We start from the raw sequence: 12,608 nt of genomic DNA on the forward strand, positions 1-12,608 counted from the left end.
ATATTTTTAAGGATGGACAAAAATGAATTTTCAACCTTTAGGAAAGCGTGTTCTAGTTAAACGCGTAGAAGAAACTAAAACAACAGCCTCAGGCATAATTATACCAGATAATGCTAAAGAAAAGCCTTTAATGGGTGAAGTAGTAGCAGTAAGTAAAGAAATCACTGATATTGCAAATGGTGATAAAATCGTGTTTGCTAAATACGGTGGAACAGAAATTAAACTTGATAATAATGAATATTTAGTTTTAAATTTAGATGATATCTTAGGAATTTTAAAATAATTTATAAAAAAGGATAAAAAATGGCAAAAGAAATTATTTTTTCAGATGAAGCAAGAAATAAACTTTACGAGGGCGTTAAAAAACTTAATGACGCAGTAAAAGTAACTATGGGGCCAAGAGGACGCAATGTTTTAATCCAAAAAAGCTTTGGTGCTCCAAGCATTACTAAAGATGGCGTAAGTGTTGCTAAAGAAGTAGAGCTTAAAGATAGTCTTGAAAATATGGGTGCTTCACTCGTAAGAGAAGTAGCGAGTAAAACAGCTGATCAAGCAGGCGATGGAACAACTACTGCAACGGTTTTAGCTCATGCAATTTTCAAAGAAGGTTTAAGAAATATCACAGCAGGTGCAAATCCTATCGAAGTAAAACGCGGTATGGATAAGGCTTGCGAAGCTATAGTAGCAGAACTTAAAAAACTTTCTCGCGAAGTAAAAGATAAAAAAGAAATTGCACAAGTTGCTACAATTTCAGCCAACTCTGATGAAAAAATCGGCAATTTAATTGCTGATGCTATGGAAAAAGTAGGCAAAGATGGTGTTATCACTGTTGAAGAGGCAAAATCAATCAATGATGAATTAAATGTAGTTGAAGGTATGCAATTTGACAGAGGTTATTTAAGCCCTTATTTTATCACTAATGCAGAAAAAATGACAGTAGAGCTTTCAAGCCCTTATATCCTGCTTTTTGATAAAAAAATTGCAAATTTAAAAGATTTATTACCGGTTTTAGAACAAATTCAAAAAACAGGCAAACCACTTTTAATTATCGCTGAAGATATTGAAGGCGAAGCGCTTGCAACTTTGGTTGTAAATAAACTTCGCGGTGTTCTTAATATTTCAGCAGTAAAAGCTCCAGGTTTTGGCGATAGAAGAAAAGCTATGCTTGAAGATATAGCGATTTTAACAGGCGGAGAAGTGATTTCTGAAGAACTTGGAAGAACTCTTGAAAGTGCGACTATACAAGATCTTGGACAAGCTTCTAGTGTAATCATCGATAAGGACAATACAACCATAGTAAATGGCGCAGGTGAAAAAGCAAATATCGATGCAAGAGTAAACCAAATCAAAGCACAAATTGCTGAAACAACCTCAGATTATGACAGAGAAAAATTACAAGAAAGACTTGCAAAATTAAGCGGTGGTGTTGCAGTTATTAAAGTAGGTGCAGCAACTGAAACTGAAATGAAAGAGAAAAAAGATCGTGTTGATGATGCTTTAAGCGCTACTAAAGCAGCAGTTGAAGAAGGTATAGTAATCGGTGGTGGTGCAGCGCTTATCAAAGCAAAAGCTAAAATCAAACTTGATCTACAAGGTGATGAAGCAATCGGCGCAGCTATCGTTGAAAGAGCTTTAAGAGCACCTTTAAGACAAATTGCTGAAAATGCAGGATTTGATGCAGGTGTAGTTGTAAATAGCGTAGAAAATGCTAAAGATGAAAACACAGGATTTGATGCTGCAAAAGGCGAATATGTTAATATGCTTGAAAGTGGAATTATCGACCCTGTTAAAGTAGAAAGAGTAGCTTTACTCAATGCGGTTTCTGTAGCTAGTATGCTTTTAACCACAGAAGCAACAATTAGCGAAATTAAAGAAGATAAACCTGCTATGCCAGATATGAGCGGTATGGGAGGAATGGGTGGCATGGGCGGAATGATGTAATATCTGCTCTAACCTCTTATCAGCAAGGAAAATTCCTTGCTGATTACCAATTTAATTTAAAAACACTCCCTTGATTTTCTACAGATTCGCAAATAATCTTAATATCATTATCATCACAAACTTTTTTTACCAAAGAAAGCCCTATGCCAAATCCTCCTTGATCAGTATTAAATCTTGCATACCTATCAAAAATATGATTTAAATTGGACTTTGAAATTCCACAACCTGTATCCGCAATACTTAAAAAATTGGCTTTTAAACTTATAGAAATTACTCCACCTTTTTTATTATATTTAATAGCATTGCTTATAAGATTATCAATCAATTTAGAAATTTGACTTTTAGGAGCAAAAATATTTGCTTGATTTAAATCAAGCTTTAGTGTAATTTTCTTTTGCTCAAAAAATACTTTAAAATATTCCAATCTTTCTTCAAGTAGTATTCTTAAATCAAATTTTTGTTTTTCTGTTTCTAAGGTATTAGGGAAATTATAAAAAACAAGATCAGAGTACACTTGAGACAAACTTTTTGCAGCAAGCTTAATCCTTGTAAATTTAGTATTATCTCCTAAATTTTGATGCTCAAGTTGTTCTATACTCATCAAAATAACACTTAATGGGGTATTGAGTTCATGAGTTGAATCTTTAATAAAACGATCTAGTGTGCTGATTTTATCCTCTAAAGGCTTTAGAGCAATTTTTACTAAAATATAAGATATTAAACCCAATATGCAAAAAGCCATAATAGCAAAACTAAAAACTTTCGTTCTAATCCAAAAAAGATCTTTGCCAACATCTTCACCCTGTATTAAAATTTGCAAACCATCGTTAGTATTTACTTCTTCATTGCTAGCATGTCTTAAAAAATAATGATCTGCACTCATAGGAGCAAGGAAAAAAACCTTATTATCACAAATACCTCTACCTTTAAGCTCAATTTTTGCTTTTCTTAAATCAAAATCTATATTACTAAAAACAATCTTTTTAGCATCAAATATAGCAAATTTTAGTGCTGTGCTTTGAGCAATATTTTTTGCGCTTATATCTATAGGGGTAAAACGAGAATTTAAGATGCTTATAACAATATTTCTATGACTTTCTCTCAAAGTGGCACCCTTTAAAACAACTAATTCTTCATATAATTTTTGATACCATAATGCAAAAAAAATAGTTAAAAAAATACCTGTAGTTGTTAGGTAAATTAATAAAATTTGCCTAATGACTTTTTTAGCCATAGCAATATCCCCTGCCTCTTTGATTTATAATTTTTTCTTTTCCTAAAATTTTACGTAAATTTTTCACATAAGCCCTTAAACTTAGCTCACTAGGCTCCTCATCATAATCCCAGAGTTCTTCAAAAATTCTCTCTGTGCTTAAAAAGTTGTTTTTATTTTTAAGCAATAAAGACAAAAGCTTTATTTCTTTACTCGGTAAAGTCAAGGCTTTATTATTATGATAAAGAATTTGTGTAGTAAATTCAAATCTAAATCCACCCCCTAAATCTTCAAAATCTTCATTTTTATGTGAAAAAGCTCTTTTAAGCAAAGCTTTAACCCTAATAGATAACTCGGCAAGTTCAAAAGGTTTTTTTATATAATCATCACAACCTGCTTCAAAGCCTTGTTTTAAATCGTTTGTTGTGTTTAGAGAAGTCATGAAAATCGCTGGGGTTTGCTTTCCGCTTTTTCTTAATTCTTTAAGCAATGAAAATCCATCTCCTAAAGGAACTTTTACATCTAAAATCCAAAGATCAAAATATCTTTCATAAGCCATATCTAAAGCTTCTTGCGCATTATCGCATAAAAATACTTCATATCCCTCATCGTTTAAAAACTCTTCAATGATCTCACTCAAGCTCAAATCATCTTCTAAAAGTAAAATTTTAGCAGCCATAATTTAAATCTTTCTAACTTCAAATCTCTTAAATATATATCATTGTATCAAAATTCTTATCAATTTATTTAATAAAATTTCATTTTTATTTAATTTATTTTTATCTATAATCCTTTTATACAAATAAATTTTTCCTTAAGGGGTTAAAATGCTTCCAAAATGGGATAACAGCTATAGTGTACACAATGCTAAAATTGATGAGCAACATAAAAAGCTTTTTGAACTTGCTGCAAAAGTTGAAGTTGTATCAGATAGATCTGTAAGTAAAAATGAAGTCAAAGAACTTTTGGCTGAATTTTTTAATTATATGAAAGATCACTTTAATGATGAAGAAAAATACATGCAGCTAATAGGCTATCCAAATTTAGAAGAACATCGAAAAATACACAAAGAAATCATCCAAACCATGATTAACTTAATCAAAGATATCAAATCAACCAATGATCTTAAAGAAAAACTTTATATAGTGGCTAAAAAGTGGCTTTTAGAACACATACTATATGAAGACATGAAAGTTGAAGAATGGAGAAGCTCTTCTTTGTCTACAGATGATGGTGGTGATGTTAGCTTTGAAGCAGCAGAAGATGAAGATAATGAGCATCCACAATTTTATCTTTATACCTGTAATTGTCCTGGTAAAATTCACGATGTTCCTTATATCATTCATCAAAAAATAGAATCACAAGGTCATAAATTTACTTGTAAAACTTGTAAACAAGCTATAAAATTTTACAAAAAACATTCTTAAGGAGGATAAAATGAAACGCAATGTAAAAACTTATTCTTTTAGAATACCTTTAGAGCTTAAGGAGCGTTTGGATAATTTAAGTAAAAATCTTTCTAAACCAAAATCAGCCATAGTAAAAGAAGCTATAGAGGTTTATCTTAATGAAGTTGAAGATTTTTCTTTTGCTGTTAACGCCCTAGAAGAACTTAAAGATGGGGATTATCAAAAGGCGAGTAAAAAAATAGATAAAATTATCAAAAATCTTAAACAAACAAAATAAAAACTTTATCACAATTTTTTGTGATAAAGACTTATTATTTTTTTATATTAAAATACATTTATGAATATTAAAAATGGAGTTAAAAAAGTGGCTCCGGATGTAGGATTCGAACCTACGACCAATCGGTTAACAGCCGACTACTCTACCGCTGAGCTAATCCGGAATATTTAAAAGTAAAATGTGATTATAGTGAAATTAAAAAACTTTGTCAAGGGTTTTTTCACAAAAATGCATTTTTTATGTAAAAAAATTAATTTACTCCTTAACAATAACACTTTTTAAATTTCTAAAATAAAACAAATTTACCCCATCTTCATATAAATAATCAAGCTTCATTCCATGTGTTTCTAAAATAGTATTTACAATATAAAGCCCTAATCCAAAACTTGATTTTTGTTTTGATCCTTGAGTAAAAGCTTGAGTATAGTATTCTAAAGTATTGTTAAGCTCAGGACCACGATTTTTAAAACAAATATAATCATCTATAATATCAATTTGCACAAACCCATCTTCAGAATGTTTAATACCATTATCTATCATATTTTTAATCGCCGTAGTAAAAAGTTTAAAATCCACATTTACAAAAAAACTTTCTTCCATAAAAATACGTATATTGCTATCATCTCGCATTGCAATTTCTTTGGCTTCATCTAAAACATCTAAAATATTGTATTTTTTTCTATTTATAAAAGCAGCCCCTGAAGTAATTTGCTCAATAGCAGCAAATTCATTAATTAAAATTTCAAGTCTAGTAAAAACCCCATTTAAGCGCTCTTTATATTTATTATCTTCTATCATTTCTAAAGTTAAGAGCCCTTTAGTAATAGGAGTTTTGAGTTCATGCATAATATTTCTTAAAAAAAACTGACGAGATTGGTTTAACTTTCGAATTTGAACAATAGCTTGATAAAAAGCTTCACTTACTTGTGAAATTTCATCCACTCCAGTGCTTACATCTTCTATATCACCAAGCTTTCCTTGGGCAAATTTATCAATTTGTTTTTTAAGTCTTTTAAGTGGTTTTAATTTTTTAAATATATAAATATAAAGCAATACAAGAATACAAATCACAGCTACAGCTATAGCTTTGATAATAAAATACCTATAGGTTTGATAATCTTGATCCTTATAAAGATAAACCTTTCCATCATAAATAATATTTAAATACACCTGTCTATTATAAGAAATAATCTCGATTAAGCCATTATTAACCTCAACCCTAGCTAAAACATCACCTCTAAAAAGAATTTTACGGATCTGCTTTGCTTCTGTTATCTCATCCATTTTATTATAATTTTTTGTCTGCTCTTCAAATTCTTTTTCACTGATAACTCCTGCAAAATTTAAGAGCCTTGCATTAGCTATCAAAGAATATTTTGTGTTTAATTCTCTAGTATAATTTTGCTGATCATATTCTATAAGCCACAAAAAGCCAAGTATAACACTAACCCCAGCAAAAATAAAAATAAAAGTTATAGTATAAAAAATCGAAGATTTATTCATTGAGTAAGCTTATAACCTATTCCACGTATAGAGTGAATATATTTTGGAGTTTTTGGATCATCTCCCATCTTTTGACGAATTCTACTGATAATAACATCTATACTTTTATTACTAGAATCCTCACTAATAGAAGAACAATTATAAACAAGCTCTTCACGACTTACCACTCCACCCTCTTTTTTAATCAAATAGCTTAAAATATCAAATTCAGCATTAGTTAAAGTAAGCTCTTGTCCTTTCATGGTAATAATATGCTTATATTGATCATAAACAAGATCTTTTACACTTTTTGCTATGGCGCTTTTTGTATTTGAAATACGTCTTAAATGACTTTTAATACGTGCTTGTAATTCTTTTGGATTATAAGGTTTTGGTAGGTAATCATCTGCTCCAAGCTCTAAAGCATTAACCTTATCTGTAATATCATGTCTTGCGCTTGAAACAATAATAGGCGTATCATACTTTTTACGAATCTCTTCACACACTTCAAGCCCATCAAGCCCTGGCAAAGAAAGGTCTAAAATGATAAGCTGATATTCTTTTAATGCAAGCTTAGAAAGACCTATATAAGGTTCATGAGCTATATCAACTTTCATATCAAATTTTTCCAAATATTCAGCTGTAATTTCTGCTAATTCTAAATCATCTTCTATCATAAGAATATTTGTCATAGTTTTCCTTTATTTTAAACTTAATTTTAATTTTAAACTAAAATTTATAACGAAAGGAAAATCCTTCCGTTATTTTTATTTAAGCACAAGCAAAGTCGCAAAACCATTGCGATATACCCAAACTTTGGTAAATTCTTTTTTATTAACTTGTTTTAAAGCTTGTTCTAAATCTTTTAAATTTTTAATTTCACTTTGTCCAACACCTATGATAATATCACCCTCTTGGAAACCAGAATTTTTTCCTTTGCTCTTTTCTTTAACACTATCAACCAAAACACCATTAACATCTTTTGGAATTTGCAAACGATCCTTAAGTCTTGGATCTAAATTTCTCAAACTCAAACCATCAATTAAATCGCTTTGTACGCCTTTAGGATTTTCTTTTTCACCTTTAAGAATAAAACTTACTTGCTTATTTTCTCCATCTCTTTCGTAACTTAATGAAATTTTTTGACCAATCTCTAAAGTTCCTATATAATTTTTAAGATCAATAGGACTTTTTATAACCTTATCATTAACTTTAGTAACTAAATCTCCACGCTTAAGCCCTGCTTCATCAGCACTTGAACCTTTTTGAACATCAGTGATTAAAGCTCCTTCTTGATTTTTGTAAGCTTTTTTAGTATCACCTTGCAAAGCTAAAATAGTCACACCTAAAAATCCTCTATCAATCTTGCCTTTTTCAATAAGTTTTTTAGCTATATCTTTAACCATATTTGAAGGTATGGCAAAACCTATGCCGTTATTTCCACCACCACGAGAAAGAATAGCTGAATTAATACCTACTAAATATCCGCGACTATCCACCAAAGCTCCACCTGAATTTCCTGGATTGATAGAAGCATCTGTTTGTATAAAATTTTCATATTGATTTAAACCTATATTGTCTTTGTTTAAAGCAGATATTATCCCACTTGTAACACTAAAACCAACTCCAAAAGGATTTCCAAGTGCAAAAACAACATCTCCTTCCATTAAATCATCAGAATTTGTAAAAGTAATAGCTGAAAGATTATTAGCCTCTATTTTTATAACAGCCAAATCTGTTTTTGGATCTTTACCTATAAGTTTTGCTTTATATTCTATGTCGCTTCCTGGTAAATTCACTGTAATCGTATCAGCATCATCTACAACGTGATTATTTGTTACTATATAACCATCTTTTGAAATAATCACCCCTGATCCCAAAGAACTCACCACTTCTTTATCATTTTTTCCTTTTCTTTGAGGAAAATCAAAATCAAAAAATTGTTTAAAATAAGGATCATTAAAAAAATCATCCAAAGGGCTTGGACGATTTGCTCTTGTAATAGTTTTTGAGGTGGAAATATTAACCACTGATTTTTTTGCATCTTTAATAGAATCATGATAAGAAAGCACTGCATTTCCAGCAGCAGGATTCACACGATTAGCCGTTGCAGTCGATTCGTTAAAATTAATACTTGCAGCAAATAAAGCACTTGCTAAACTTAATGATAAAAAAATCTTTTTCATTTCATTTCCTTTTGTTCTTAAAGATAAATTATCTCGTAAAATATTTTACTGTCTTCATAGTATAAAACCGAAAATTTACAAAATTGTAAATAAAACCTTGAGTGATAAAAATTTATAAAACTTGATTGACTTAGGCTAAAGTTTATGTTATAATTTAATCCTCTATATAATCAAGTAAAAATTTTTAAGGAAATATAACATGAATAGTTTATACGAAACTCTTGAAGTTAGCAAAAACGCTAGTGCAGATGAAATAAAAAAAGCTTACCGTCGCCTAGCTAGAAAATATCATCCTGATATCAACAAAGAAAAAGGTGCTGAAGAAAAATTTAAAGAAATTAATGCTGCTTATGAAATTTTAAGTGACGAAAAAAAACGAGCTCAGTATGACCAATACGGCGATTCTATGTTTGGTGGACAAAGTTTTCATGATTTTTCAAGAAATACTGGTGGGGTAAATTTGGACGATATTTTAAAAGATCTCTTTGGAGGAGGCTTTGGTGGACGCTCAAGAGGGGGTTTTAACGGCTTTTCTTCAAAAGGCTTTAGCAGTGGTTTTGGAGGATTTGGAGGTTTTGAAGAAGAAATTTTAGACAGCAATCTAGAGCTTCACATTCCTTTCGAAAAAGCTGTTAAAGGCGGGGAACATAGTTTTAATTTTCAAGGCGAAACCATTAAATTTAAAATTCCACATGGTATAAAAGAAGGCGAGAAACTAAGAATTCGCTCTAAAGGAAAACAAAGCAGAAATGGAGCTAGAGGAGATTTAATCATTATTGTAAAAATAGAAGAAAGTCCTATTTACACAAGAGAAGATGATGATTTATATCAAAAAGTTGATATTTCTTTAAAAACTGCACTTTTTGGTGGAAAAATAAATATAAAAACACTCAAAGAAGGCAAGGAAGAAGCGACAATTAACATAACGCCTAATTCAAAAAATAACCAAAAAATTCGTTTAAAAGGTTATGGGGTGCAAAATAGAAAAAGTAATATTTATGGGGATATGTATTTGATTTTAAATGTTGTTTTGCCAAATTTAGATACTCTTGATGAAAAATTTATAGAACTCTTAAAAGAAAAATTACCTTAAAGAAAGGAATAAAACATGGAACACCATTATGATGAACCTGTATATTTAATCAGTGTTGTGGCTAAAGTTTTAAGCATACATCCACAAACCTTAAGGCAATACGAAAGAGAAGGATTGATAGAGCCAAGTAGAACCGATGGCAAAATAAGACTTTATTCTCAAAGGGATATTGACCGTATTAAACTTATATTACGTTTAACAAGAGACATGGGAATCAATCTTGCTGGAGTAGATGTTATCTTAAAATTGAAAAACCAACTTCACGAATTTGAAAATTTAATTGATGAACTACGCTTAGAATTAAGCAAACAACAAGATAAAGAAGCGACTAGTAAAGCCGTTGTCAAGCATAAAAATAGCTTTGATTTGATTTTTTATGAGAAAAAATAAAAAATAATGGATAATTTTTTAGAAATTTTTTTAATCACCGTTGCCATAGCTATAGTTTTAAATGTCATATTTAAAAAATTTGAAATTCCAACTATCATTGGATATATAGCTGCTGGAGAAATCATTTCTGAAATTTATCATTTAAGTGGCAAAGGCGAAATCACCCATATAGCCGAATTTGGTATAGTATTTTTAATGTTTACCATAGGGCTTGAATTTTCTTTTAAGCATTTAATGGCAATGAAACAAGAAGTTTTTTTAAACGGCTCTTTGCAGATGCTTACTTGTGGCTTTGTTTTTATGTTACTTGCTATAGGAATTTTAGGACTTGGAGATAAAAGCGCTACTATAGTAGGCTTTGCACTAGCGCTTTCTTCAACCGCAGTGGTGCTTAAAATTTTAAATGATAATGGCGATATCAATGAGCAATATGGTAGAAAAGCATTGGGAATTTTGCTTTTTCAGGATATAGCCGTTATTCCTTTGCTTTTGCTTGTAGATATTTTTTCATCCAACAATCAAAACATAGAAAAACTCCTTTTTACCACTTTAATTTCAGCACTTATTTTAATCACTTTATTATTTTTCATAGGTAAATATCTAGTGGATAGAATTTTTAGACTCATTATCCACACTTCTTCTCAGGAAATTTTTATTAGTACTGTTTTATTTATGGTTATTGGAGCAAGTTTTTTAGCAAATTATTTTGGATTTTCTTATTCTTTGGGTGCTTTTATAGCAGGTGCTTTGATAGCAGAAACAAAATATAAACACAAAATAGAAGCGGACTTAATCCCATTTAGAGATTTGCTTTTAGGGCTTTTTTTCATAACTGTAGGCATGCAAATTCAACTTGATGTAGTGGCACAAAATTGGTTTTTAATCATAGTTTTAACCCTTCTTGTAATGGCTTTAAAATTTGGCATAGTTTTTGGCTTTTTATTTCTTTACACCAAAAAAAGAGTAGCGCTTAAAACAGCTTTTGCCATAGCGCAAATTGGCGAATTCGCCCTAGCAATTTTTTCTCTTTTACAAGCAAAAAATATGCTTGATATTAAAACTTCACAAATTTTAATTGTTGTTTCTATTTTAACCATGATTATCACGCCTTTTATTTTAAACAATATAAGAAAAATTACCAATGTTGTAGAAGATATAGCACTTAATACCAACGCTGTGCAAAATATTGACAATAATATCAAGCTTAAAAATCATCTTGTTGTTTTTGGCTACGGACGCTTAGGACAAGAAGTCGTACAAAAAATCAAAAACACAGGCGTACCTTATCTTGTTTTAGAAAGTGATTTAAATTTAGTAGAACTTGGAGTTAGTCGAGGTGAAAATGTCGTTTTTGCCAATGCTGCTCAAGAAGAAACCTTAAAAATTGCCAATATAGAAGAATGTGCCGTAGCTATTATCACAGTTACAAATGAAGCTAAACTTGAAATTTTATGTCAAGTGCTAGCTAATTATCCAAAACCTATAGACACCATCATTCATGTAAATGGAACTTTAAAAAAGATGCTTTTTTCTAGCATAGATGAAAATATACGCATCATTCGCTCTGAAAAAGTAATCGCTAGAAATTTAGTTCAAGAAGCGCTAGAATGCCGCATTCACAAAAATACCTAAGGAAGAATTTTGACAAAAAATGAAGAAAAAGCCTTACGCGTAAAATACCTAAGAAATCTTGAAAAATTTTTCAATGGCGCTATATCTGCACTTAAAAAAGAAGATTTTGATAAAACTAAATTTGAAGAAAGAATGTTAAAAAATGCTAAATTTTTTGAAAAAAATCCCGCGGTAAATCTTAACTCAACCTATGCAAAAAATCTTGAATTTTTTGTCAATGCTTGTTTAGATTTTTCCAAAGAAAAAAACGAGCTTTTAAATCTTGCCAATGCTTTAGATAAGCAAAAAAAACAAGGTGAGAAAAAAGAAAAACATAAAAATTATTTAAAGGATTATGAATGATTAATGTATTTTTTGATATGGATGGAACTTTAATCGATAGTGCAAATGCCATTTCTTGTGCAGTCAATGAAATAAGACAGGATTTAAATCTAGCCCCACTTTCAAGAGAAATCATTATGCAAACCATCAATACTCCCAATATTGACTGGGCAAAAGAACTTTACAATATAGAAAATTTCCATCATTCTAGTTTTAAAGAAGGCTATGAAAAATATTTTGTCAAGCACTATGAACAAAGCGTGGTGCTTTTTGAAGGAGTAAAAGAACTTTTAGAATTTTTAAAAAGCAAAAATTGTTTTTTAGCTATTGCTACTAACGCCCCACAAAGCTCACTTTCAAACATACTTAAAAAACACGATATCATTCCTTATTTTGATAAAATTTTAGGCGTAAACTTGGGCATAGAACCCAAACCTCATCCTATGATGCTAGAGCTTTTAAAAAGCGAGGCTCCATATAAAACAAGCGTTTTTATAGGAGATAGTCAAAAAGATAAAGAATGTGCTAAAAATGCTAATTTGCCTTATTTTCATGCCAAATGGTATCAAAAAAATTTAAAAGAAAATGAATTTAGCAACGCTAGTGAACTTAAAGGCTTTTTGCAAAAGTATTTATAAGTTTTTTAATGAAATTTTAGTTAAAA

14 protein-coding genes and 1 tRNA gene are annotated in these 12,608 nt (G+C 30.3%); 9 read left to right on the forward strand and 6 right to left on the reverse strand.

Going from position 1 to position 12,608, the window contains the following annotated elements:
• Positions 1–22 precede the first annotated feature (22 nt).
• Both groES and groL read left to right on the forward strand, forming a co-directional pair.
• On the forward strand, positions 23–283 hold the full coding sequence (groES, locus tag BGS40_RS01120) for a co-chaperone GroES (RefSeq protein WP_002825273.1): 261 nt from the start codon (positions 23–25) through the stop codon (positions 281–283).
• A gap of 20 nt (positions 284–303) precedes the next feature.
• The gene (gene groL, locus BGS40_RS01125; protein WP_002859291.1) at positions 304–1,941 is read left to right on the forward strand and encodes a chaperonin GroEL; all 1,638 of its coding nucleotides are present in this window, start codon (positions 304–306) and stop codon (positions 1,939–1,941) included.
• Positions 1,942–1,984: 43 nt separating this feature from the next.
• Here the strand turns inward: groL and dccS are convergent, their stop codons facing one another.
• Both dccS and dccR read right to left on the reverse strand, forming a co-directional pair.
• Positions 1,985–3,175, reverse strand: a complete 1,191-nt coding sequence (dccS, locus tag BGS40_RS01130) for a two-component system sensor histidine kinase DccS (RefSeq protein ID WP_096738245.1) — start codon at positions 3,173–3,175, stop codon at positions 1,985–1,987.
• A complete protein-coding gene (gene dccR, locus BGS40_RS01135) occupies positions 3,168–3,833 on the reverse strand; it encodes a two-component system response regulator DccR (protein ID WP_052781683.1) in 666 nt (221 codons plus the stop codon). Before dccR ends, dccS begins: the two co-directional genes overlap by 8 nt.
• Positions 3,834–3,981: 148 nt before the next feature.
• Here dccR and BGS40_RS01140 point away from each other — a divergent pair, with 148 nt between their 5' ends.
• Entirely contained in the window at positions 3,982–4,581 is a 600-nt protein-coding gene (locus BGS40_RS01140) for a bacteriohemerythrin (protein ID WP_002898488.1), read from the forward strand.
• Positions 4,582–4,591: 10 nt separating this feature from the next.
• The gene (locus BGS40_RS01145) at positions 4,592–4,840 is read left to right on the forward strand and encodes a ribbon-helix-helix domain-containing protein (RefSeq protein WP_002898486.1); all 249 of its coding nucleotides are present in this window, start codon (positions 4,592–4,594) and stop codon (positions 4,838–4,840) included.
• A gap of 88 nt (positions 4,841–4,928) precedes the next feature.
• On the opposite strand, the gene BGS40_RS01150 is transcribed toward BGS40_RS01145, so the two are convergent.
• From BGS40_RS01150 to htrA, 4 genes are all read right to left on the reverse strand, one after another.
• A tRNA-Asn gene (locus BGS40_RS01150) sits at positions 4,929–5,003 on the reverse strand.
• A gap of 92 nt (positions 5,004–5,095) precedes the next feature.
• Entirely contained in the window at positions 5,096–6,343 is a 1,248-nt protein-coding gene (locus tag BGS40_RS01155) for an ArsS family sensor histidine kinase (protein WP_002853241.1), read from the reverse strand.
• Entirely contained in the window at positions 6,340–7,014 is a 675-nt protein-coding gene (locus BGS40_RS01160; protein ID WP_002853196.1) for a response regulator transcription factor, read from the reverse strand. The genes BGS40_RS01155 and BGS40_RS01160 overlap by 4 nt, the downstream gene beginning before the upstream one ends.
• 75 nt (positions 7,015–7,089) lie before the next feature.
• On the reverse strand, positions 7,090–8,508 hold the full coding sequence (gene htrA, locus BGS40_RS01165) for a serine protease HtrA (protein ID WP_052797637.1): 1,419 nt from the start codon (positions 8,506–8,508) through the stop codon (positions 7,090–7,092).
• A 199-nt stretch (positions 8,509–8,707) separates the two neighbouring features.
• On the opposite strand from htrA, the gene BGS40_RS01170 reads away from it, so the two are divergent.
• From BGS40_RS01170 to BGS40_RS01190, 5 genes are read left to right on the forward strand one after another with little or no spacing between them, the layout of a single operon-like run.
• Positions 8,708–9,601 carry a DnaJ C-terminal domain-containing protein gene (locus BGS40_RS01170; RefSeq protein ID WP_087704736.1) on the forward strand — a complete coding sequence of 298 codons (894 nt, stop codon included), beginning with the start codon at positions 8,708–8,710 and terminating at the stop codon, positions 9,599–9,601.
• A gap of 15 nt (positions 9,602–9,616) precedes the next feature.
• Positions 9,617–9,991 carry a heat shock protein transcriptional repressor HspR gene (locus tag BGS40_RS01175; RefSeq protein WP_044780097.1) on the forward strand — a complete coding sequence of 125 codons (375 nt, stop codon included), beginning with the start codon at positions 9,617–9,619 and terminating at the stop codon, positions 9,989–9,991.
• Positions 9,992–9,997: 6 nt separating this feature from the next.
• The gene (locus BGS40_RS01180) at positions 9,998–11,623 is read left to right on the forward strand and encodes a cation:proton antiporter (RefSeq protein WP_087704735.1); all 1,626 of its coding nucleotides are present in this window, start codon (positions 9,998–10,000) and stop codon (positions 11,621–11,623) included.
• 9 nt (positions 11,624–11,632) lie between these two features.
• Positions 11,633–11,965 carry a hypothetical protein gene (locus BGS40_RS01185; RefSeq protein ID WP_002867367.1) on the forward strand — a complete coding sequence of 111 codons (333 nt, stop codon included), beginning with the start codon at positions 11,633–11,635 and terminating at the stop codon, positions 11,963–11,965.
• Positions 11,962–12,582, forward strand: a complete 621-nt coding sequence (locus BGS40_RS01190) for an HAD family hydrolase (RefSeq protein WP_052793725.1) — start codon at positions 11,962–11,964, stop codon at positions 12,580–12,582. The genes BGS40_RS01185 and BGS40_RS01190 overlap by 4 nt, the downstream gene beginning before the upstream one ends.
• Positions 12,583–12,608: the final 26 nt, after the last annotated feature.

Origin of the sequence: Campylobacter sp. 107 (assembly GCF_002383835.1) — a bacterium.
In the GTDB taxonomy this organism is placed as follows: Bacteria; Campylobacterota; Campylobacteria; order Campylobacterales; family Campylobacteraceae; genus Campylobacter_D; species Campylobacter_D jejuni.